The following is a 21753-nucleotide window of genomic DNA, read 5'->3' on the forward strand; positions in this document are numbered from 1 at the left end:
GGCGGGGGCGGGGCCCCGCCGGCCCCCGCGCCCCCCCGCCCCCCCCCCCCCCCCCCCCCCCCCCCCCCCCCCCCCCCCCCCCCCCCCCCCGGCCGCGCCTCAGCACCAGCCGGTGTCGACGTGGCACTCGTCGGAGGGCCGGTGGCCCACCGGCGCGAGCGAGCCCGGCACCGTCGTGCCGAAGAGGTCGACCACGCCGCCGGCCGCCGGGCGCCCCGCACCGCTCCAGGCGACGGTGAGCTCGGCCACCAGCAGGCCCGCTCCGCAGTACAGGCCCGGTGGGCACACCGGCTGCTCCAGCGCCGCGACGGTGACGGCGCCGGCGGTGACCTGCGTGACGCTGACACCGCGCAGCACGACGCGACGTCCCGCCCCGGAGGTCTCGGACCGCACGGCGGAGATGGTCGTGGCGCAGTACGACGCCCCCTCGAACGGCACCGCCGAGCAGATCGTGGGGCTCGCGGTGGGCGTCGGCGTGGTGGTGGTCGGCGTCGGCGTCGGCGTGGGCGTCGGCGTCGGCGTCGTGGTGGGCGTCGTGGTGGGCGTCGTGGTGGGTGTCGTGGTGGGTGTCGGCGTGGGTGTCGTGGTGGGTGTCGGCGTGGGGATCCGCGTCGCCGGCGGTCGCCCGGGGCGGGGGGCGGCCGCGGCGGCGCCACCGGCCGCGGTGGCGCCGGAGCCCGCCCACGCGCCGGTGAGGAGGGCGCCGGCGAGGGCGGCGGCGGCGCCCGCCGCGGTGAGCGAGCTGCGCCTGCTGCGCACCGCCCCCCGCGGCGCGGCGGTGCGGGGACGACCCTGCAGGCCCATGTCCGGCTCCCTGCCTCGTGCTGCTCCCGGAGCGCCGGTCCCGACGCGCCGGTCCTGCTGCCCGGCCCCATGGTGGGAGCGCTGCGCACCTGCCGGCATCGCGGGTTTCCGTGACGGTGGGCGAGGGGACTGCGACCATGCGCTCATGCGTGGAGCGGCACGCTTCGTCCTGCTGGTCTCGGGCGCGCTCACCGCCGCCGCGGCCTGCGCGTCGCTGCTCTGGCTGGGGCTGCGCCACGGACGGGCCCCGGCGGCGCTGGTCCTCTCCGACGTGCTGCTGCCGGTGCCGTGGCTCACCGCCGGCGCGGTGCTGTGGTCGTGGCGCCCGCGCAGCCGCGAGGGACCGGCGATGCTGGTGCTCGGCGCAGCGGTCCTCGTCTCGGCCCCCGGCGGCCTGCAGCTGCCGCCCGGGACGCCCGGTCTGGCGCTCGCGCTGCACGCGGCTCCGCTCGCCTGGTGGGGGCAGTTCCCCGCCGCGGCGTGGGTGCTGCTGGGCTACCCGTCCGGACGGCTCGAGCCGGGTGTCGACCGCTGGGTGGTGGGTGCCGCGGTCGTGGTGGCCGGTGCGGCGGCCACCGCGGTGCTGCTCGGCCCATCCGGCGCCGCCGCGGGGGCGTGCGCGGCCGGGTGCTCCCCGCAGCCCACCGCGGTGCGGGGGGGCGAGCCGGTGCCCGTCGGCGGGGCCCACGCCGCCCTGGGGGTCCTCGCGGTCCTCACCGGTGCGCGGTGCCTGCGGCGGCTGGCACCCCCGTACCGGCACCGCTGGACGACCGCGGCCGCCGCCGCCCTCGGCGCGCCCGCCGTCGGGCTGGCGCTGCTGCCCTCCGCCGGCGGCAGCACCGCCGCGCTGGTCACGCAGTACACCGGCGGGTGGGTGCTGTCCCTGGTGCTGCCGGTGGCGATCGTGGCCGGTCTGATGCGGCAGCGGCTGGCGTTCGCGGCGGTGACCGACCTGCTGCCCACGATCTCGCGGATGGCCGTCCCGCAGCTGCAGCGAGCGCTGGCCACCGTGCTGGACGACCCGTGCGTGCGCCTGCAGGTGCCCGCCGGCGCCCCGGCGCGGCCCGGCGTGGACGGTGCACCCCGCGGCCCGCGCGAGCACGGCCCGCGCGAGCACGGCCCGCACGAGCACAACCCGCACGAGCACGGCCCACGGGGCGCCGGCGGCTCCCGCCCGGAGCGCCCGGGCGCCGCGCGCCGGGGAGGTCCGGCCCTCGAGCGCGTGGCGGTGGGGGACCCGCCCCTGGCCTGGCTGGTGCACCGCGCGCGCGGGCCCGAGCACGCCGAGCTGGTCGCGGCGGTGACCGCCGCCGCGGCGCTGGCGCTGGGCAACGCGGACCTGCAGGAGCGGCTGCGCCGGCGGCTGCGCGAGGTGCGCGCCTCGCGCCGGCGCCTGGTCAGCGCCGCCGAGCGCGAGCGGGTGCGCATCGAGCGCGACCTGCACGACGGCGCCCAGCAGCACCTCATCGCCGCCGGCATGCGCCTGGCGGTGCTGCGCGAGCGGCTGCGGCGCGCCGGCTGGCAGCCCTGGCACGAGGTGGAGGCGGTCGACGAGGCCCTGCGCGCGGCGATCACCGAGCTGCGCAGGCTCGCCCACGGGGTGCGCCCGGCCGAGCTGACCGGCGGGGGGCTGCCCCTGGCGCTGCCGGCGCTGGCGCGCACCGCGCTCAACCCGGTGCACCTGCACGTGCGGGTGGAGGGGCGTGCGCCGCTGGAGGTGGAGGCGGCGGCCTACTACGTGGTCTCGGAGGCGCTGCAGAACGCCGCCAAGCACGCGCCGGGCGCCCGCGTGCACGTGGACGTGCACCGCGACGGCGACCTGCTGCGGGTGCGGGTGCGCGACGAGGGACCCGGTGGCGCCGACGCCGCCGGCGCGGGCCTGCAGGGTCTGCGCGACCGGGTCGGCGCGCTCGACGGCCGCTTCGCGGTGACCGCCGGGCCGGGCGGGGCGGGTACCGCGGTGCTGGCGGAGCTGCCGTGCGGGTGATCGTCGTGGAGGACTCCGTGCTGGTGCGCGAGGGGCTGCGCGCCCTGCTGGTCGCCGCCGGGCACGAGGTGCTCGCCGCCCTGGAGCGCCCCGGTGCGGTGCCGGCCCTGGTGCGCACCGCCGCGCCCGACGTGCTCGTCGTGGACATCCGCCTGCCCCCGAGCCACACCGACGAGGGCCTGCGCCTGGCCGAGCAGGTGCGCGCGATCGACCCGCGGGTGGCGCTCGTGGTGCTGTCCCAGCACGTCGTGGTGGAGTACGCGCTGCGCCTGCTGGGCGAGCCCGCCGGCGGGCGCGCGTACCTGCTCAAGGACCGGCTGGTGCAGCCGCAGCAGCTGCTGGAGGCGGTGCAGCGCGCCGTCGAGGGTGGCACCGTCGTCGACCCGGCGCTCGTGGAGGAGCTGGTGCGGGCCCGCTCGCGCAGCGGGGCGCTCGCCGTCCTCTCCCGGCGCGAGCGCGAGGTGCTGGCCCTGATGGCGCAGGGCCTGTCGGACCGCGGCATCGCCGAGCGGCTGCGGGTGTCGCTGAACACCGTGGGCACCCACGTGCAGCACGTGTTCGCCAAGCTGGCGATCCCCGCGGGGGCGGACCAGAACCGCCGCGTCCACGCGGTGCTGGCCCACCTCGGGCGGACCTGAGCGCGGTCGGCCGGCAGCCCGCGCGGGTCACCGGTTCCCGTGATGGCGCGCGGGCGGCGCGGGTGCAGGCTGCTCACCGCGCCGCGCAGCACCGGCACCGGCGCCCGAACCCGGCAGCGAGGAGAGGGACGATGAGCGCGCAGACGGACCCGGCGACGGGGGCGGACGACGCGGACCGCCGCATCGCCGAGCTGGAGGACTCGCTCGAGCGCTTGACGCAGCAGGTCCACCGGCTGCTCGAGGAGCGCGAGCGACCGACGGGCCGCGGGGCGGCGGCACCCGCCGTGAGCACCGTGAGCACCGTGAGCACCGTGAGCGCCGCGCCCGCCGCGAGCGCCGTCGCGGACGGCGCGCCGGCGCACCGCGGCGGGACGACGCGGCGGGGTCTGCTGACGGTGCCGGCCGCGGCGCTGGCCACGGTGGCCGGCGTGGCCGGGGCGCTGGCCACCGCGCGCCCGGCCGCGGCCGCCGACGGGCAGCCGCTCGTGCTGGGGGAGGAGAACACCTCCTCCACGACGACGGTGCTGGAGAGCACCGCCGACGTCGACGTGCAGCTGGGCGCGGAACCCGGTGACCTGCTGCAGCTGAGCGCCTCCGGCCTCTCGGCGCAGACGGCCGACGGGTACGGCACCGCGCTCACCGGGCGCAGCGTCGACGTGGACGCCCCCGACGCGACCGCGGTGAGGGTGCACCTGTCGAACCACGGCGAGGCCTACGGCTACAGCAGTTCCCTGAGCGTCGGGGGCGGGTCCACGCTGACCGTCAGCGGGGCGCAGGGCGGGATGTTCACCATGGGAGGTCGCCCGGCCGTCACCGCGGACTCGCGGGGCTGCCCGGCGGTGGTCGTCAGGACGGTCGACGGCTTCCTGCGCACCGGCGACGACACCAGCGAACCCATCCCCGGCACCGGGATCGACACCGCCGCCGACGGGGAGGGCACCGGCCTGTCGACGAGCGCGGAGCTGGGGCGGGCGCTGACGGCGAGCACGACGTCGACGGAGTCGGCCACCGACGCGGTCGCGGTCACCCACGCCGGGCGCGGGCGGGCGCTGCTGGCCACCAGCACGAACACCGCCAACGGCATGGGCGCGATCACCGGGGTCAACGACGGCCTCGGGGCGGGGGTGTGGGGCCACCAGCCCAACACCGCCTCCACCGAGGCCGCGGTGGTGGGCTGGTCCGAGGGCACCGCCGGCCGCGGCGGGCGCTTCCGCGGCCGGGCCGCCCAGGTCCGGCTGATGCCCGGGCTCGCCCCCACGCACCCGGCGTCCGGCCTGGCCGGGGACCTCTACGTCGACAGCGCCAACCGGCTGTGGTTCTGCGCCGGGGGCACGGCGTGGAGGCAGCTCGCGTGAGGGCGCGTCCCCGGCGGACGCGGCTGCGGCGGCGCGCGCTCGTGACGGCCCGGTGCACCACCGCGCCTCAGCGCAGCAGCGGCTCCAGCCGGGTCAGCCACGCCCCGACGGGTCCCAGGTCGAGCAGGCCCGATCCGGCGCCGGCCCGCTCCGAGGCGCTGCCCGACAACCCCCGGTGGGCGCGCCCGGCGAGCTCGGGCGAGCCGAGCCGCAGCGCTGCGTGGGCGACCAGCGCCCAGCGCACCTCGCGCAGGTGGTCCGCCGGCGGCTCGGGCAGGGCGCCGGCCAGCCGCAGCGCACGCCGCGGGTCACCGCCGTCGAGGGCGAGGACCGGCTCCACCCACGGCAGGTGCGGCCCCCACCCGCCGTCCGCAGCGGGGTCCGGCAGCGCCCGCCCGGTGCCGTCCCGGCGCCCGCCGGCGCCCGAGGGGCGCGGGCGGTCGTGGCGCAGCCGCAGGCACAGCAGCGCCAGCGGCAGCAGGCCCTCGCGCACCCCGGGCATGTGCACCCGGGACAGTTCCCGGTCGGCGCCCCGGTAGGCCGCGGCCGCCTGCGCGGCGGTGGAGGTCTGCGCGGTGCGCATCGCCCAGAACCAGGCGGTCAGCATGCGCGCGACCGGTGAGCCGTGCGCGTCGCCGGCCGCCTCCGCCGCGCGCGCGTACCGCTCGGCGTCCGCGAAGGCGCCCGTGGCGGCGCTCGCCTGCAGGCGCACCAGGTGCCCGAGCACCGTGAAGGCGCCCAGGTCGTGGCGCAGCGCGAGCTCGGTGATCTCGGCGCCGATGCGCTCGCGCTCGCCGGCGGCGCCGGGGCGCTGGAAGGACTGCACGAAGCGGGCGTCCAGCGCCAGCAGGAGCACCACGGGGTCGCCCAGCGTGCGGGCGGTGCGCTCGGCCTCCAGCGCCGCCTGCAGCGCCCAGCCGTCCCGGGTGCCGCGGTGCTCCAGGGCCAGCACCGCCAGCAGCCGGGCCCGCAGCGCCGGGCCCGCCCGATCGCCGAGGCGCTCCAGCGTGCGGCGGGTCAGCGCCACCACGGCGGCGGCCGCGACTGGGTCGTCGCTGCGGGTCCACACGGTCGGCACGTCGTAGGCGCCCAGCAGGCGCGCGGTCAGCAGCGCGTCCCCGCTCGCCTCGGCGGCCAGGGCGGCCTCCAGCCGCCGGTGCTGCGCCGCGGCGAGGTTCTGCCCGCCCGCGTAGGCGAGGGTGCGGGCGAGGTCGACGCTGGTGCGCAGGCGCCCGCTCTCGCCGGGCGGCAGCTCGACCACCACCCGGTCGGCTCCCCGGGTGGCGACGCGGGCGTCGTCGCCCTCGCGCGCGCCCGGCAGGTCCAGGTGGGGGGCGCGGGTCAGGACGTCGCGTTCGAGCTGCACCAGCTCCGGGCCGGGGTCGAGGCCGAGCTCGCCGGCCAGCAGGGCGCGGGCGCGGCGCAGCACCGCCAGGGCCTCGCCCCGGCGGCGCTCGCGGTACAGCGCCAGCGCCAGGTCGGCCCAGCCGCGTTCGCGCCAGGGCCGGGAGCGGGTGTGGGCGTCCAGCACGCCGACGGCCTCCGCGGAGCGGTCCAGCCGCAGCAGCGCGGCGGCGTAGCGCTCGGTGGCCCGGGCGTGCAGCTCGCCGAGGTGCTCGCGCTCGGCCAGGACCCACTCGCGCCCGGGCAGGTCCGCGTACGGCTGCCCGCGCCAGTCGGCCAGCGTCGCCCCCAGCCGTGCCAGCAGCCGTGCTGCGTCGTCCGCGCCGTCGCCGGCGCCGGGGCCGGTGGGGGCGGTGGTCGGTGCCGCCTCCAGCCGTGCGGCGTCCAGGGCGCCGGCGTCCAGGCGCAGGGCGTACCCCGCTCCGGTGGTCAGCAGGGTGCGCGGCGGGGTGCGCGGCGCCCGCTCGGGCTCCAGGCGGCGGCGCAGCTCGCCGACGGCCGTGGCCAGCGCGCCGCGGGCGCCGGGCGGCGGCTGCTCCCACAGGTCCCGCACGAGCGCGGCCGTCGTGACGGCGCGCCCCCGGGCGGCGGCCAGCCGCCCGAGCAGCTCGCGCTGGCGCGGACCGCCCAGCGCCACCTCGACGCCGTCGCGGCGGGCGCGCAGCGGGCCGAGGACGTCCACCTGCAGCACCACGGTCCCATCCTGCCCAGCCGCACGGGCACCGCGGCACCGGAGCCGCCGCTGCGGACCGCGAGCAGCGCTGATCGAGCGCTGATCGAGCGGGGGGAGCATCGCGGCGTGACCACCGCGACCCCGCACGACACCCCCTCCGGCGCCCCCTCCGGCGCCGCTCCCGACGCCCCCTCCGGCGACCTCGTCATCGACGGCTTCACCTCCCGCTCCGTGGAGGTCGCCGACGGCGTGCACCTGCGCGTGGACCTGTCCCACGAGCCGTCCGCGCCCGACCGCCCCACCAGCGCGGTGGTGCTCCTGCACGGCTTCCCGCAGACCCGGCACACGTGGCGGCACGTGGCGCCGCGCCTGGCCGGCGAGCACTTCGTGGTCTGCCCCGACCTGCGCGGCTACGGAGCCAGCAGCAAACCGCCGGCCACCGCGCCGGACGTGTACTCCAAGCGGACCATGGCCGCCGACGTCCTCGCCCTCGCCGACGTCCTGGGCGTGGAGCGCTTCGTCGTGGTCGGGCACGACCGCGGCGCCCACGTCGCCTTCCGCGCGGCCCTGGACCACCCGGGGCGGGTCAGCCACCTGGCCTGCCTGGACGTGCTGCCCACCGTGGAGACGTGGGACGTCCTGCACGGCAGGGGGGCCGCGGTGGCCTTCCACCTGTACCTGATGGCGCAGCCGCCGGGGCTGCCCGAGGCGGTGATCCGCGCCAGCGCCGACGCCTTCTTCGGCCACTTCCTCGACGTGTGGACGAAGGACCCCGCGGCCATCGGGCCGCGGGTGCGCGAGCACTACCTGCGCGCCAGCCGCGAGGCCGTCGACTCGATCGTGGCCGACTACCGCGCGCTCGCCGGCATCGACGTCGAGCACGACCTGGCCTCCCGGGAGGCCGGGCACCGGTTGCGGGTGCCGGTGACGGTGCTGCAGCAGGACTGGGGCGCCCAGCTGGGCTTCGACGCCGCGGCCCTGTGGCGGCCGTGGGCCCCGGACCTGGAGCACCTGACGACCACCGCGGGGCACTTCATGGCCGAGGAGGCACCCGGGGAGGTCGTCGAGGTGATCCGTGCCCTGGCGCGCCGCTGACCGCGCCCACCGGCCCCGCTCGGCCACCGGCTACTCGAGGTCGTGCGGCGCTGCCGGACGCGTGAGCCGCAGCGTCGCCTCGTAGACGCTGCGCCTGCGTCGCCCGGCGAGCTGCCCGCGCGCCACCCCGACGTCCTCGACGGCGTGCAGCGCGGGGGAGGCCAGCGCCCAGTACTGCACCAGGGCCAGGATCGCCGCGAGGACGTGGGCGGCGGGCATCCCGGTGGCGAGCGCGCCGGCGCGCTGCGCGGCGTCGATCGCGTGCACCTTGTCCCGGTAGGAGGCCAGCTCGGGTTCCGAGGAGGCGGACTCGACCCCCCGCTCCAGGGTGCGCCAGGTGAACAGCCGCAGCAGCTCCGGGCGCTGGTCCAGGTAGTCGAACAGGTCCGCGGCGTAGGTCGGCAGGTCCTCGACGGTGAAGGGCACGCCGTCGATCAGTGCTTCGAGGTGCTGCTCCAGCACGGTGTCGAAGAGCGTCTCCTTGTCGACGAAGTACACGTAGATCAGGCGCTTGTTCGAGCCCGCCCGCTCGGCGATGCGGTCGACCCGGGCGCCGGCCAGGCCGTGCTGCTGGAACTCCTCGAACGCCGCGGACAGCAGGCGCGCCCGGGTGGCCCGTGCCTGCCGCTGCTTGCCGGTGAGCTCGGCGGGCTCGTCGACCGGGTCCGCCTTCGATGTGGTGCTCGTCACATTCATCTCCTGCCTATCTTCCCTAACCAGTTGGAGAACTTGCGTGCTACGGTCTTCCCATCATAACCGATCAGTTACTGAAGGAGACGTCATGACCGGCACGTGGCTCATCACCGGCACCTCCAGCGGCTTCGGCCGGCAGCTCACCGAGCAGCTGCTCGAGCGCGGCGACACCGTCGCCGCCACCCTGCGCACCCCCGCCCGCCTGGACGACCTGGCCGCCCGCCACGGCGCGCGGCTGTGGCGCGCCCCGCTGGACGTCACCGACAGCGCCGCCGTGCGTGCCGTCACCGACGCCGCCTTCTCCGCGCTCGGACGCATCGACGTGGTCGTCTCCAACGCCGGCTACGGCCTCTTCGGCGCTGCCGAAGAGCTGACCGACGCGCAGGTCGAGCGTCAGCTGGCCACCAACGTCACCGGCGCCATCGCGCTGGTCCGCGCGGCGGTCCCGCACCTGCGCGCCCAGGGCGGGGGGCGGATCCTGCAGGTGGCCTCCATGGGCGGCCAGCTCGCCTTCCCCGGCATGTCGCTCTACCACGCGAGCAAGTGGGCCGTCGAGGGCTTCATCGAGGCCCTGGCCCCGGAGGTGGCCCCCTTCGGGATCACCGCCACGCTCATCGAGCCCGGCATGGCCCGCACCGGCTTCGGCGGCCCCTCCGCCGACGTCGCGCCCGCGCTGGCCGTCTACGAGGGCACCCCGGCCGCGCAGTTCGTGCGCGGGGAGGGCATCCCGCGCGAGGCGATGCCCGGGGACCCCGCCAAGATGGCCGCGGCGATGATCCGCGTCGCCGAACTGCCGCAGCCCCCGCTGCGCCAGGCGCTGGGCTCGGACGCCGACGCCATGATCCGCGCCGCCCTGACCCAGCGGCTGGCCGCCATGGACGCCCAGCGCGAGATCGCCCTGAGCACCGACGCCGACGACTTCACCGCCGCCGCGTCCGCGGCCCCCGAGCCCACCGGCGTCTGAGCCCCCACCCCGGCCCGGCTCCGGACGCACCACCACCGCCCCCCCGCGCTCACCGCTGGACGATCACCGACCCGGCGAGGGCGCCGGCTCCAGGACGGGGGAGGGGCGCACAGGAGAAGCACATCCACTGGATCACACGAAGGGAACGGTCGTGGCGAGCATCGAGCAGCTCATGACGGCGAACCTGCTGGACATCTTCAACGAACGGGACGCTGATCGCCGCCGGGCGGCGATCACCAGGACCTGGGCGCCCGAGGGACGTTTCAACTCCCCCGACGGGTCCGTGTCGGTCGGGCACGACGCCCTGCACGCCAAGGTGCAGGAGATCCTGGACACGGGCGAGGGCCTGGAGTTCACCGCGGCCGGCCCGACCCTCGTCAACCAGGACCTGGGCTACGTGGCCTGGAACTTCGGGCTGCCCGGCGAGCAGCCCGTCCTGCGGGGCGTGGACGTGGCTCACGTCCAGGACGGGCGGATGGTCAGCCTCTACACGCTGCTGCTGGCGGACTGACCGCCGCTCAGCCCCACCGCTGCGGCCCACCCGCGCCCCGAGCTCGCTCGCCGACCTCGGCCGTACGCCTGCTCCAGCCCTGCAGCACTCCCCGTGAGCCTCGAGAGGCCATCGTCCACGACCGTGAGGAAGAGCATGTCCCAGTTCATCGAGCCCACCGACACCCGCTACGACGAGCGCTCGAGGGCGCTCGTGCAGGTCGGGCGAGACGCCATCGCCCGGGAGGACCCGGCCGTGCTGCGGGAGTGCTTCAGTGAGGGCTTCAGGTTCCACGGTCCTGGCGTCGAACTCGACTTCTCGGGACTCGAGACCTTCTTCGCCCGGATGCGTTCCGCCTTCAGCGGGTTCTACTGCGAGCGGTACGACATCGTGTCGTCCGGAGACCTCGTGGGGTGTCGCACCGAGATGGGTGGCACCTTCGACGGGCCGTTCGAGGTGCCGCCCTTCGGCGCTGTCCAGCCCCACGGTGGCAGGTTCACGCTGTCGCTGATCAACATGTTCCGCTACGACGAGGACGGCAAGCTCGCCGAGGAGTGGGTGCAGTACGACAACCTCGAGACGCTGCGTCAGCTCGGCGTCGAACTGGCACCTCGGTCGTGACGCCGGGCGCCGACGCCGACGACCCCACCGCCGCCGCGTCCACGGCCCCCCGGCTCACCACCGTCCGACCTCCCGCACCTCAGCCCCGCGCCTCAGCCCGGCCCACCGCGCACGACCACCGCCCCCCGAGGAGGAACCCACCATGAGCACCGCCACGAGCACCGCCACCGCCACCAGCACCAGCCGCTTCACGGGCACCACCGTCGTGATCACCGGTTCGGCCGGTGCGCTGGGGCAGAGCCTGGTGCGCCAGTTCGCCGCCGCCGGCAGCGACGTCGTCGCCACGGCACGTCGGGCCGACGCCCTCGCCGGCCTCGTCGAGGAGGTCGGCGACGAGCACGTCCTCGCCACCCCGCTGGACGTGACCGACCCCGGCAGCTGGGCGAGCGCCGTCGCCGCCGCCGAGGAGCGCTTCGGCCGGCCGGTGACCGTGCTGGTCAACAACGCCGCACGCCTGATCCCCGGCACCACCGAGTCCATCACCTCCGAGCAGTTCCAGGAGGTGCTGCAGACGAACCTCTTCGGCGCCCTGCACGGCGTGCGGGCCGTGCTGCCCTCGATGCGCCGCGCCGGCGGCGGCTCGATCGTCAACGTCAACTCCATCTCCGGCCTGGTCGGCGCCCCGGGCCTCATCGCGTACTCCTCCAGCAAGTGGGCCGTCCGCGGGATGACGCAGACCATGGCCAAGGAGCTGGCGCGCGAGAACATCCGCGTCAACGGCGTCTTCCCCGGCATCATCGACACCCCCCTGGCCCACGACCCCGTCACCGGTGACGAGCTGGTGCCGGTCGACACCTTCGCCATCCCCCGCCAGGCCGGCGTGGAGGAGATCGGGCGCTACGTCCTCTTCGCAGCGGTGGACGCCACCTTCACGACCGGTGGTGAGTTCCCCGCCGACGGCGGTTTCCTGCTGGGACCGATCGCCTGACCGCGCAGCACACCCCCACGAGCAGCACACCCCTGGAGAGGAAGAACAGCCATGACCGTCAACCAGCAGTGGTTGATCGCCCGCCAACCGCGAGGACCGCTGCGCCCCAGCGACTTCACCTGGCGCGAGAGCCCGCTGGAGCCCCTGGGCCCCGGCATGGTCCGCACCCGCGTGCTGTACGCCTGGCTGGACCCCACCAACCGGGTGTGGTTCTCCCGCGGCAGCTACCTGCCCCCGCTGGTCGTGGGGGACGTGATGCGCGCCGTCTGCATCGGGGTGGTGGAGGAGTCGAACAACCCCGCGCTGCAGCCGGGCACCACCGTCACGGGTTTCATGGGCTGGCAGACCCGCTCCACCAGCGACGGCTCGGACCTCACGGTGCTGCCCGAGCTGCCGGGGCTGCCGCTGACCGCGCACTTCGGCCTGCTCAGCCACATCGGGCTGGCCGCCTACCACGGCGTGGTGGACATCGGCAGGCCGCAGCCGGGGCAGACCGTGGTGGTCTCCGCCGCCGCCGGGGCCGTGGGCAGCCTGGCCGGTCAGATCGCCAAGATCGCCGGCGCCCGCGTCATCGGCATCGCGGGGGGTCCGGAGAAGTGCCGCAGGATCACCGAGGACCTGGGCTTCGACGCCGCGATCGACTACAAGGGCGAGGACGTCGTCGCCGCCCTGCGGCGGCTGTGCCCCGACGGGGTGGACGTGTACTTCGACAACGTCGGCGGGGCGGTGCTCGACGCCGTCCTGGGCGAGATCAACGACTTCGGGCGCGTCGTGGCGTGCGGGATGATCGGCGAGTACGACGAGAGCGGCCAGGGGCACGTCTTCACCAACCTCAGCAACCTGGTCAACCGCCGCACCACCCTGCAGGGCTTCATCGTCCTGGACCACCTCGACCTCGTCGAGGTGGCCTACCCGCGCCTGCTGGACTGGCACGCCGCCGGCCGGCTGCAGTACGCCGTCGACGTGGTGGACGGCCTGGAGAACGTCCCCGCGGCGCTGGGCAGGCTCTTCGAGGGCACCAACTCCGGCAAGCTGATCGCGCGGATCTCCACCGACGAGGGCGCCGACGCCCGCTGAGCCCCGGGGACCCGTGCCTGCAGGCGGGCGGTCTTCAGGCGGGCGGCCAGACGCGCAGGGCGGCGTCGGCGACCGCCAGCAGCTCATCGCGCCCGGTGCCGCCGGCCGCCTGGACGGCGATCCCGTTGGCGACGGTCATCAGGAACCGGGCCAGCAGCTCCGGGTCGGAGCTCGGGGGCAGGTCGCCCTCGTCCCGGGCCCGCCGCAAGCGCTCGGCCAGGCGGGAGCACGCGTCGTTGCGCCAGGCGGCCAGCAGGTCGCGGACGGCCCGGTCGGCGGGAGCCGTGGCCAGGGCGCCCTGGGTGCCCAGGCACCCCTGGGGCCGGCCGCTGCCGGTGGTGGTGTCCACCGCCCCGTGCAGGACGGCGGTGGCCACCGCCTGGGCGGTGGGCTCCGCGAGGGCTCGCGTCGCGTAGGCCGCCGGTCCTGCGGAGTAGCGCTCCAGGGCGGCGCGGAACAGGTCCTCCTTGTTGCCGAAGGCGGCGTACATGCTCGGGCGGGTGATGCCCATGGCGGCCGTCAGGTCGCTCAGGCTGGCGCCCTCGTAACCCCGTTCCCAGAACACCAGCAGGGCCTGCTCGAGAGCCTGGTCGGCGTCGAACCCCCGCGGCCGCCCAGGTGCCGCCTTCCGAGTCACCGCCACGGCCGTCAGCATAGTCCGCCCCGTCCGGGCGGGAGCCGTGCTACGGTCTTTTCATACCGATCGGTACACATCTACGTCGGAGGAGCTGGACCCCATGGGGTACTTCGAGGGCAAGACCGCGGTGGTGACCGGCGGCAGCGCCGGCATCGGGCTGGCCACCGCGAAGCGGCTGGCCGCCGAGGGCGCGCACGTCTTCATCACCGGGCGCCGCCGGGAGGAGCTGGACAAGGCGGTCGCCGACATCGGCGACGCCACGGCGGTGGTCGGCGACGTCAGCGTCGCCGCGGACGTCGAGCGCCTCTACCAGCGCGTGAGCGAGCGCGGGCAGGGCCTGGACGTGCTGTTCGCCAACGCCGGCACCAACCACCTCGCCACGTTGGAGGAGCTCACCGAGGAGTCGCACGACCGCCTCTTCGACGTCAACGTCAAGGGAACCTTCCTCACCGTGCAGAAGGCCCTGCCCCTGCTCAACCGCGGCGCGTCGGTGGTGCTCATGGCCTCCACCGCCGCCGGCAGCGGCACGCCCGCCCAGGGCGCCTACGGCGCGACCAAGGCGGCCGTGCGCTCCTACGCGCGCACCTGGGCCAACGAGCTCAGCAGCCGGGGCGTGCGGGTCAACGTCGTCTCCCCGGGACCGGTGGACACCCCGCTGTGGGAGGAGGTCTTCGGCGAGCGCGCCGAGGACGTGAAGACGGCCATCGCGGCCGGGCTGCCCGCCCAGCGCATCGCCGACCCCGACGAGGTCGCCGCCGCCGTCACCTTCCTCGCCTCCCCGCAGAGCAGCTTCGTCTACGGCGTCGAGCTCCACGTCGACGGCGGCATGAACCAGGTGTGACCCCCCTGGTCACGCCACGCCCCCCGCGCCGGACCCCCTCACGCCCCTGGCGGTGGCGACCCGAGCCGGGTCCGCGCCCGCGCGAGCTCCGGAGAGGACGACCACCGGCATGAACCACCCCATCGGCGTCGGTGTCGTCGGGCTCAGCGCCCGGGGCGGCTGGGGAGCCGGCGCGCACCTGCCGGCGATGGCCGCCGCCGGCGGCTTCGAGCTGCGGGGTCTGGTGGCGAGCTCGCAGGGCTCGGCCCGGGCCGCCGCCCGGCGGTTCGGGGTGCCCGCGCACGACTCGGTCGCGCAGCTGGCCGCCGCGGAGGACGTCGAGCTCGTCGTGGTCACGGTGAAGACCCCGGCGCACCGCGAACTCGTCCTGCCCGCGCTCGCCGCCGGGAAGCCCGTCTTCTGCGAGTGGCCGTTCGCCGTCGACCACCCGGAGGCGGTGCGGATGGCCACCGCGGCGTCGGGCGTGCCGACGTTCGTGGGTCTGCAGGGCCGGTCCTCGCCGCGCTTCCGGTGGCTGGCCGACCTGGTCGCCGACGGGTACGTCGGCGAGGTGCTGTCGGTGACCGTCCTCTCGACGGTCGCGGAGTGGGGCTCTCCCGTGTCCGAGCGCATGGCGTACACCCTCGATCGCGAGCAGGGCGCGACGATGCTCGCGATCGCCTTCGGTCACGCCATCGACCCGGTGCTCATGGTGACCGGCGAGCTGCGCGACGTCGTCGCCACGACGGCGGTCCGCCACCCCCGGGTGCCCCTGGCCGGCACGGGGCGGTACGTGCCCGTGACGGCGGACGACCAGATCGCGATCTCCGGGACGCTGCCGGGCGGAGCCGTCCTCTCCGCCCACCAGAGGGGCGGCACCGCCTCCGGCCCCGGGTTCTCGCTGCGGATCGACGGCACCGCGGGAACCCTGGTGGCCACGGCCGCCGACCACCCCCACCTCGTGCCGCTGACCGTCCGTGGCGCGCGGGGGAGCGGGGAGCCGGCGACGCTGGCGCTGCCGGCGGGGTACGACGCGTTCCCCCGGTTCGACGGCACCGTCATCCACACCCTGGTCCACGCGTACGCGGGCATCGGGGAGGGGCTGCGCGGCGGTGCCCGCACCGTCCCGGACTTCGCGCACGCCGCGCAGCGTCACGGGCTCCTCGACGCCGTCGTGCGCTCGTCGGCCACCGGACGGCGCGTCGAGCTCTGAAGCGGCCCCGCCACCCCGCTCCCGCTGCGGGTGGGCCGCGAGCACTGCGCCCGACGCCTCGGCGACGAGCGTCCGGCCACCGCACCGCTGCCGGCCGACGGCGTCACGGCCGTCTCCGGAGCACCACTTCTCGCACACCGCTGCGGCGCTGCGTCAGCGCACAGCCACACCCCTGGAGGAAACAGCGTGGATCAGCTCACCGGCAAGACGGCGGTGGTCACCGGCGGCAGCAGCGGGATCGGGCTGGCGGCGGCGCGACGGCTCGCCGCCGAGGGTGCGCACGTCTTCATCACCGGTCGGCGCGAGGACGAGCTCCGGGCGGCGGCGGACGCGATCGGTGCGGCGACCGCGGTGCCGGGTGACGTCGCCGATCCAGCCGACCTGGACCGGCTCTACGACGCGGTCCGCGCCCGGGGCGAGGGGCTGGACGTGTTGTTCGCGAACGCGGGTGCAGCCGGGTTCGCGACCCTGGCGGAGACGACCGTGGAGCACGTCGACCAGATCCTCGGGGTCAACCTCCGGGGCACCCTGTTCACCGTGCAGAAGGCGCTGCCCCTGCTCAACGAGGGAGCCGCCGTCATCGTCAACTCCTCCGTCCGCGCCGACGACGGGGTCGAGGGGTTCGGGACCTACGCCGCCTCGAAGGCGGCCTTGCGCTCCTACACCCGGACCTGGGCCAACGAGCTCAAGGGGCGAGGCGTCCGGGTGAACGCGATCTCCCCCGGCCCCATCGACACCCCCGCGCTCTCGGGGCTGGTGTCCGCGGAGGAGCTCGAGACGGTCCGCAGCGAGTTCGCGGCGAAGGTCCCGCTGGGCCGCATGGGAACCGCCGAGGAGGTCGCCGCCGCGGTCGCCTTCCTCGCCTCGGACCAGAGCACGTTCGTGCTCGGCGCCAACCTCTACGTCGACGGCGGGGAGAACCAGGTGTGAGGTCGCACTCCCCGCACGGCGCTCGTGCGGCGGTGGCCCGGCCGGCCGCTCCGCCCCCGGCCGGGCACGGCGCCGTCGCGTCACCGACGTCGCGCTGAGCCCGCGGGGCGGGGACGTGGTGCGCCAGGCGACGCCGAGCCACGTCGCGCTCGTCGAGCGCCTCTTCTTCGACGGTCTCGACCCCGCCCTGCTCGCCCCGCTGCGCAGCGGCCTGGAGCAGATCCACGACCAGGTCGTCGCCAACGGCACGCTGCCGCCGCCTCCCGGCCGCCAGACGCGCTGGCGCGGGTGAGCCGAGCGGCCGCTCAGGCCGGCGCCGCTCCGGCCGGGACGACGGGCAGCACCTGCTCGGCCACCCGCCACCACCGCTCGTGCAGGTCGTGGTAGCGGTTGCCCGGTTCCGTGCGGCCCTGCCACGGCTTGTCGATGATGTAGTGCAGGTTCTTCACCTGCCGCTCGTCCCACACCGAGGGGTGCTGGTGCGAGAGGGTCTTCAGCGCGTTGTAGACGTACGGCAGCGGCCGCCACCGGCCCGCGAAGGACTCGTTGAGGAAGTCCTGCTCGGCGAACTGGTAGCGGGTGAGGTCGCTCAGGCCGTGCAGGCGGGTCAGCAGCGCGTCGAGGACCGCCTCGTCCGGCTCGAGGACGAGGAACCCGCCGTTGAAGTAGTTGTCCACCACGCCCGGCTCCTCGGTGTGCTCCAGGCCGCGGCAGTGCGTGTAGAAGCAGTTCTGCGGCGTCCAGCTCGCCGGGTAGCTGGCGATGCGGTTGGGGTTGCACCGGCACGCGTGGCAGGCCGCCAGGCCGCCCTCGGGCAGCTCCAGGGTGAACAGCTCGTCCATGTTCGCCACCACGAGCATGTCGGCGTCCAGCACGACCAGCCGCTCGAACTCCACCAGGCCCCAGGCGGCGAGCTTCGTCCAGACCTCCACGAACCGCTCGTTGGCGTAGTTCGCCTCCAGCCGGCTGTCCGGGCGCAGCACGCCGACCTCGCGCACCAGGCACCCGTCGTCCAGGAGCGCCCGGCGGCTGGGCTCGTCGACGTCGGCGGTCACCATCACCACCAGCGGGTGCTCGCTGCTCGAGCGGCGCAGCGAGGCGTGCAGGACGCGCACCCCCACCAGGTAGTCCGGTTTCGTCAGCAGCGTGGCCCAGGCCTTCATCGGGGTCTCCTCGTCGGTTCGGGAGGCGTGCGGTGCAGCGGTCGTGCGGTGCGGCGGTGGCCGGGCGGTGGGCCCGCCGGGCCGCGCCTCAGCCGAGCAGGCGGTCGGTGAAGGCGTTGGCGAAGCGGTGCTGCGGGTCCAGCTCCTCGCGCACCCCGCGGAAGTCGTCCCAGCGGGGGTACAGGGCGGGCCAGTCGTAGAGGGCCTCGTCGAAGTACTTGCCCCAGTGCGGCCGCGCGCCCTCGGCGGCGAGGACCTCCTCCACCGAGCGCAGGAAGTCCATCCCGCCCGCGGAGAGCGTGCCGTCCTCGGCGTAGTACACGACGAAGCCGAAGTAGCACGTCTCCCGCCCGTGCGCCGGGCTGAGCCAGGCCGTGGACGGGCCGGTGCAGCGCAGGATGATCGGGTAGTGCATGTGCGGGTTCGTCCGCGCGTGCCACTCGCGCAGCACCGCGACGACGTGGTCGACCCGGTCCAGCGGCACGGCGACCTCGACGTTGATCTGCGGCGTGGCGATGCCCCGGCAGAACACCTGGTAGACGTCGCCCGTCACGTCGGAGAAGTCCTTGAACCGGTTCACCGTGCGGTACGGCTTGCCCTGCGCGTCGCTGATCCGGGTGTCGCCGCGCATGGTGCTCAGGGCCGCGTCGACCGCGCGGTTCACCGCGTCGCTGGTGCCGGGGTGCTCGACGAGGCGGCCCCCGCCGGCGCGGTGGGCCAGCGCGGCCGCGGTGTCGGCCTCCTGCGCGTTCCACACGTGGACGACGTCCTCCCCGGGGAACCACCACGCCTTGCTCAGCGCGTTGTCCCGGTTCCAGCGCGTCAGCAGGGCGCCCAGGTCGCCGGCGCCGGCGACGTCCTTGCGGCAGGTGTAGACCGTGTTCGCGACGGTGCGCAACGTCACCGCGCTCACCGCGCCGAGGACGCCGAGGCCGAGCTGCACGGCGGGGAACGCGGGGTGCCCGCGGTCGAACTCGGCCACCGAACCGTCGGCCAGGACCGTGCGCACGCTCAGCACCGCGTCGGCGACGGAGCTCTGCCGCAGGCCCTGCCCGTGCGTGCCGGTCGCCAGCGCGCCGGCCAGGGTCTGCGAGGCGATGACGCCGGGGGAGGAGGGCAGCGCGCGCCCCGTGGCCGCCAGGACGTCGTAGACCTCCTGCAGGGCGGTGCCGCCGGCGAAGGTGGCGCTGTCCGGGCCGGAGGCGAGCAGGCCGCGCAGGCGGCTGGTGTCGACCAGCCGGTCGCCCTCGGCGGAGAGCTGCAGCATCCGCCCGGCCGACATGCGCGAGCCGACGAGGCGGACGCGGCCGGTGGTGGAGGTGACGGCCGCGCGCAGCTCCTCCTCGGTGCCCGGGGACACCACGGCGCTGCTGCGGCCGAGCACCGCGTTGCCGGCCCAGTTCCACACCTCGGTCCCGTCGTCGAGCTCCGTGCTGCGACGGGGGTGGGCGCTCGCGGTGACGCTCATCGGCAGCTCCTCGGTGTCTTCAAGGGTCCCGCGGGCGCGGGAGGTGGCCGCAGGACGACGAGAACCTAACCCCGTTCGGGGCGGTCGGCGCTGCGGCGGGGGTGAAGGTGACGCACGTCGCACCGGCTCCCGGCGACTCGGGCAGACCCCTGCCGTCCCGGTCGGCTAGAACGTGCGTGTGCGCACCCGGGCAGCCGTCTCGCGACCCCCCTCCCGCCGGTGGAGCGGGGGGTCCCCGGCGGCGGTGCGGGCGTCCCGGTGAGCGGTCCGCGCGTCCTGGCCGTCCGCCTGGACAGCGACGGCGACGTCCTCATGACCGGGCCGGCGGTCGCGGCGCTGCGCCGCGGTCCGGACGGCGCGACCGCAGCGCGCGTCGACGTGCTGGCCGCGCCCGGCGGGGCCGCGGCCGCGCGGCTGCTGCCCGGTGTCGACGAGGTCCTGGTGGCCGACGTGCCGTGGTCCGGCTACCGCCCGCCGGCCCCCGACGCCGCCGCGCTCGAGGCCCTCGTGCGCACGCTGCGCGAGCGCGCCTACGACGAGGTGGTGGTCTTCACCTCGTACCACCAGAGCCCGCTGCCGGTGGCGGTGCTGGCCCGCCTGGCCGGGGTCCCGCGGGTGGCCGCCGCCAGCGACGACTACCCCGGCAGCCTGCTCGACGTGCGCCACCGCCGTCCCGGCCCGCCCGACGGCACCGGTGGCGAGCACGAGGTGGTCGCCAGCCTCGGCCTGGTGGCCGCCACGGGGCGCGCGGTGCCCGCCGACCCGCGCCTGGCGGTGCGCCGCCCGCTGCCGGAGCTGCCGGCCGCGCTGCGCGAGGAGCTCGGCGACGACCTGGCCGCCGGCCGCGTCGTCGTCGTGCACCCCGGCGCCTCCGTGCCCGCGCGGGCGCCGGAGCCGCGGGTGGCGGCCGCGGCGGTGGCCGCGCTCGCCGCCGCCGGCCGGCGCGTCGTGGTCACCGGCGGGCCCGGCGAGGTGGAGCTGGCCGCGGCGGTGGCCGCCGGGGCGCCCGGCGTCGTGGACGCCTCCGGGCGCACCTCCTTCGCCCAGCTCGCCACCCTGCTCGACGCCGCGGCGGTCGCCGTCGTCGGCAACACCGGCCCCGCGCACCTGGCGGCCGCGGTCGGCACGCCCGTCGCCAGCCTGTTCTCCGCCGTCATGCCCGTCGAGCGCTGGGCGCCGTTCGGGGTGCCCGTGGTGGTGCTGGGGGACCTGTCGGCGCCGTGCCGGCTGACGCGCGCGCAGGTCTGCCCGGTCCCCGGGCACCCCTGCCTCGACGTGCCCCCGCAGCGCGTCGTCGACGCCGTGGCGGACCTGGCCGCCGGGCGGGTGCCCGTCCCGCCCCCCGCGGCGCCGCTGCAGGCGCGGACCGCCGGCCCCGCGGGCTCCGAGCAGGGGCTCTGAGCCGGCCCGCGGCCGGTCCGGTGGGCCGGACGGGCGGGAGCGGGCACCGATCCGCGCCGGGTGGTCGCGAGCGCGCTCGCGCGTGGGCGACAATCCTGCGGGGGTCCCGCGCGCCCGGCGCCGCGGGAGCACGCACACGCATCCGCAGCACGGGGGAGGAACACGCATGGGCAACCACGTCGTCGTCGCGGGTGGGGGGATCGTCGGCCTGTCGACGGCCTGGGCGCTCAGCTCGCGCGGGCACCGCGTCACGGTGCTGGAGAAGGAGAGCCGCCTGGCCGAGCACCAGACGGGCAACAACTCCGGCGTCATCCACTCGGGCCTGTACTACGCGCCCGGCAGCCTGAAGGCCACGCTGGGCACGGCCGGCGCTCGCTCCATGCGCGAGTTCGCCGAGGAGCACGGCGTGGCCGTGGACATCTGCGGCAAGCTCGTCGTGGCCACGACGCCCAAGCAGGTTCCGGCGCTGCGCCGCCTGCTCGAGCGCGGCCTGGCCAACGGCGTGCCGGTGCGCATGGTCTCGCCCGAGGAGGCCCGCGAGCACGAGCCGCACGTGCGCTGCGTGGCGGCCCTGCGCGTGGAGACCACCGGCATCGTCGACTACCGCGGCGTGTGCGACACCCTCGCGCAGCTCGTGGAGAAGGACGGCGGCGAGATCCGCTTCGACTCCGAGATCGTCGGGGTCTCCTCCACGTTCCGCTCCGTGACGGTGCAGACCACCACCGGTGAGGTCACCGGCGACGTCTTCGTCAACTGCGGCGGCCTGCACTCCGACCGCATCGCCCGCCTGGCCGGCCTGGAGCCGGAGGTGCGCATCGTGCCCTTCCGCGGGGAGTACTTCGAGCTCACCCCGCAGCAGACGCACCTCGTCAAGGGCCTGATCTACCCGGTGCCGGACCCGACGCTGCCCTTCCTGGGGGTGCACCTGACGAAGATGGTCGGCGGCGGCGTGCACGCCGGCCCCAACGCGGTGCTCGCCCTCAAGCGCGAGGGCTACACCTGGGGCGACGTCTCTCCGCGCGACCTGCTGGACACCTTCCGCTGGCCGGGCACCTGGAAGCTGGGGGCGCGCTTCTGGCGCACCGGCGTCGACGAGGTGCTGCGCTCGGCCTCGCGCAAGCGGTTCCTGGCCAGCCTGCGCGAGCTGGTGCCCGCGCTGTCCGACGACGCCCTGGTGCCCACCCACTCCGGGGTGCGCGCGCAGGCGCTGCACCGCAGCGGCGCTCTGGTCGACGACTTCTACTTCGAGCGCGGCATCCGCCAGGTGCACGTGCTCAACGCGCCCTCCCCGGCGGCGACGGCCTCGCTGGAGATCGGCCGGCGCATCGCCGACGAGATCGACACCGACCTCTGAGCGGGCGCACCCGCGCGGGTGCCCCGCGGACGCCGACG

21 protein-coding genes are annotated in these 21753 nt (G+C 76.3%); 15 read left to right on the plus strand and 6 right to left on the minus strand.

What is annotated here, in order from left to right; genetic code table 11:
- Window positions 1–99: 99 nt before the first annotated feature.
- Window positions 100–393: a hypothetical protein gene (locus tag ACRYMN_RS13735; RefSeq protein WP_432496063.1), complete on the minus strand. Its 294-nt coding sequence runs from the start codon at window positions 391–393 to the stop codon at window positions 100–102.
- A gap of 13 nt (window positions 394–406) precedes the next feature.
- Between ACRYMN_RS13735 and ACRYMN_RS13740 the strand changes: the two genes are divergently transcribed.
- The 3 genes from ACRYMN_RS13740 (at window position 407) to ACRYMN_RS13750 (ending at window position 4784) form a co-directional block, all read left to right on the plus strand.
- Window positions 407–2791: a sensor histidine kinase gene (locus ACRYMN_RS13740; protein WP_432496065.1), complete on the plus strand. Its 2385-nt coding sequence runs from the start codon at window positions 407–409 to the stop codon at window positions 2789–2791.
- A complete protein-coding gene (locus ACRYMN_RS13745) occupies window positions 2782–3429 on the plus strand; it encodes a LuxR C-terminal-related transcriptional regulator (protein WP_432496068.1) in 648 nt (215 codons plus the stop codon). Before ACRYMN_RS13740 ends, ACRYMN_RS13745 begins: the two co-directional genes overlap by 10 nt.
- A 131-nt stretch (window positions 3430–3560) precedes the next feature.
- Entirely contained in the window at window positions 3561–4784 is a 1224-nt protein-coding gene (locus ACRYMN_RS13750) for a hypothetical protein (RefSeq protein WP_432496070.1), read from the plus strand.
- Between the two features lie 67 nt (window positions 4785–4851).
- Here ACRYMN_RS13750 and ACRYMN_RS13755 read toward each other — a convergent pair whose 3' ends face one another.
- Window positions 4852–6882, minus strand: coding sequence for an AfsR/SARP family transcriptional regulator (locus ACRYMN_RS13755; RefSeq protein WP_432496072.1), 2031 nt, complete (start codon window positions 6880–6882; stop codon window positions 4852–4854).
- Window positions 6883–7068: 186 nt separating this feature from the next.
- Here ACRYMN_RS13755 and ACRYMN_RS13760 point away from each other — a divergent pair, with 186 nt between their 5' ends.
- Window positions 7069–7956 (plus strand): alpha/beta fold hydrolase, encoded by an 888-nt coding sequence (locus ACRYMN_RS13760; RefSeq protein ID WP_432496155.1) that lies wholly within the window; start codon window positions 7069–7071, stop codon window positions 7954–7956.
- Window positions 7957–7986: 30 nt separating this feature from the next.
- Here the strand turns inward: ACRYMN_RS13760 and ACRYMN_RS13765 are convergent, their stop codons facing one another.
- Window positions 7987–8646: a TetR/AcrR family transcriptional regulator gene (locus ACRYMN_RS13765; protein ID WP_432496075.1), complete on the minus strand. Its 660-nt coding sequence runs from the start codon at window positions 8644–8646 to the stop codon at window positions 7987–7989.
- 91 nt (window positions 8647–8737) lie between these two features.
- Here ACRYMN_RS13765 and ACRYMN_RS13770 point away from each other — a divergent pair, with 91 nt between their 5' ends.
- The 5 genes from ACRYMN_RS13770 (at window position 8738) to ACRYMN_RS13790 (ending at window position 12729) form a co-directional block, all read left to right on the plus strand.
- Window positions 8738–9613, plus strand: a complete 876-nt coding sequence (locus ACRYMN_RS13770) for an SDR family oxidoreductase (RefSeq protein WP_432496078.1) — start codon at window positions 8738–8740, stop codon at window positions 9611–9613.
- A 151-nt stretch (window positions 9614–9764) separates the two neighbouring features.
- Window positions 9765–10124 (plus strand): nuclear transport factor 2 family protein, encoded by a 360-nt coding sequence (locus ACRYMN_RS13775; RefSeq protein ID WP_432496081.1) that lies wholly within the window; start codon window positions 9765–9767, stop codon window positions 10122–10124.
- Window positions 10125–10247: 123 nt separating this feature from the next.
- Window positions 10248–10724: an ester cyclase gene (locus ACRYMN_RS13780; protein ID WP_432496083.1), complete on the plus strand. Its 477-nt coding sequence runs from the start codon at window positions 10248–10250 to the stop codon at window positions 10722–10724.
- Between the two features lie 142 nt (window positions 10725–10866).
- Window positions 10867–11652 (plus strand): SDR family NAD(P)-dependent oxidoreductase, encoded by a 786-nt coding sequence (locus ACRYMN_RS13785; protein ID WP_432496086.1) that lies wholly within the window; start codon window positions 10867–10869, stop codon window positions 11650–11652.
- A 51-nt stretch (window positions 11653–11703) separates the two neighbouring features.
- On the plus strand, window positions 11704–12729 hold the full coding sequence (locus ACRYMN_RS13790; RefSeq protein WP_432496089.1) for an NADP-dependent oxidoreductase: 1026 nt from the start codon (window positions 11704–11706) through the stop codon (window positions 12727–12729).
- A gap of 34 nt (window positions 12730–12763) precedes the next feature.
- On the opposite strand, the gene ACRYMN_RS13795 is transcribed toward ACRYMN_RS13790, so the two are convergent.
- Window positions 12764–13384: a TetR/AcrR family transcriptional regulator gene (locus tag ACRYMN_RS13795; RefSeq protein WP_432496091.1), complete on the minus strand. Its 621-nt coding sequence runs from the start codon at window positions 13382–13384 to the stop codon at window positions 12764–12766.
- Window positions 13385–13466: 82 nt separating this feature from the next.
- Here ACRYMN_RS13795 and ACRYMN_RS13800 point away from each other — a divergent pair, with 82 nt between their 5' ends.
- The 4 genes from ACRYMN_RS13800 (at window position 13467) to ACRYMN_RS13815 (ending at window position 16621) form a co-directional block, all read left to right on the plus strand.
- Window positions 13467–14207, plus strand: a complete 741-nt coding sequence (locus ACRYMN_RS13800) for an SDR family NAD(P)-dependent oxidoreductase (RefSeq protein WP_432496094.1) — start codon at window positions 13467–13469, stop codon at window positions 14205–14207.
- 109 nt (window positions 14208–14316) lie between these two features.
- Window positions 14317–15399, plus strand: coding sequence for a Gfo/Idh/MocA family protein (locus tag ACRYMN_RS13805; protein ID WP_432496097.1), 1083 nt, complete (start codon window positions 14317–14319; stop codon window positions 15397–15399).
- A 186-nt stretch (window positions 15400–15585) separates the two neighbouring features.
- Entirely contained in the window at window positions 15586–16329 is a 744-nt protein-coding gene (locus tag ACRYMN_RS13810; protein WP_432496099.1) for an SDR family NAD(P)-dependent oxidoreductase, read from the plus strand.
- A 115-nt stretch (window positions 16330–16444) separates the two neighbouring features.
- A complete protein-coding gene (locus ACRYMN_RS13815) occupies window positions 16445–16621 on the plus strand; it encodes a hypothetical protein (RefSeq protein ID WP_432496102.1) in 177 nt (58 codons plus the stop codon).
- A gap of 13 nt (window positions 16622–16634) precedes the next feature.
- Here ACRYMN_RS13815 and ACRYMN_RS13820 read toward each other — a convergent pair whose 3' ends face one another.
- Window positions 16635–17492, minus strand: a complete 858-nt coding sequence (locus tag ACRYMN_RS13820) for a glycosyltransferase family 8 protein (RefSeq protein ID WP_432496103.1) — start codon at window positions 17490–17492, stop codon at window positions 16635–16637.
- A gap of 88 nt (window positions 17493–17580) precedes the next feature.
- A complete protein-coding gene (locus ACRYMN_RS13825) occupies window positions 17581–18960 on the minus strand; it encodes a D-arabinono-1,4-lactone oxidase (RefSeq protein WP_432496106.1) in 1380 nt (459 codons plus the stop codon).
- A 258-nt stretch (window positions 18961–19218) separates the two neighbouring features.
- Between ACRYMN_RS13825 and ACRYMN_RS13830 the strand changes: the two genes are divergently transcribed.
- On the plus strand, window positions 19219–20361 hold the full coding sequence (locus ACRYMN_RS13830) for a glycosyltransferase family 9 protein (RefSeq protein WP_432496108.1): 1143 nt from the start codon (window positions 19219–19221) through the stop codon (window positions 20359–20361).
- Between the two features lie 166 nt (window positions 20362–20527).
- On the plus strand, window positions 20528–21715 hold the full coding sequence (gene lhgO / locus ACRYMN_RS13835; RefSeq protein ID WP_432496110.1) for an L-2-hydroxyglutarate oxidase: 1188 nt from the start codon (window positions 20528–20530) through the stop codon (window positions 21713–21715).
- Window positions 21716–21753 lie beyond the last annotated feature (38 nt).

This window comes from Kineococcus gypseus (genome assembly GCF_050871305.1).
Classification (GTDB): Bacteria; Actinomycetota; Actinomycetes; order Actinomycetales; family Kineococcaceae; genus Kineococcus; species Kineococcus gypseus.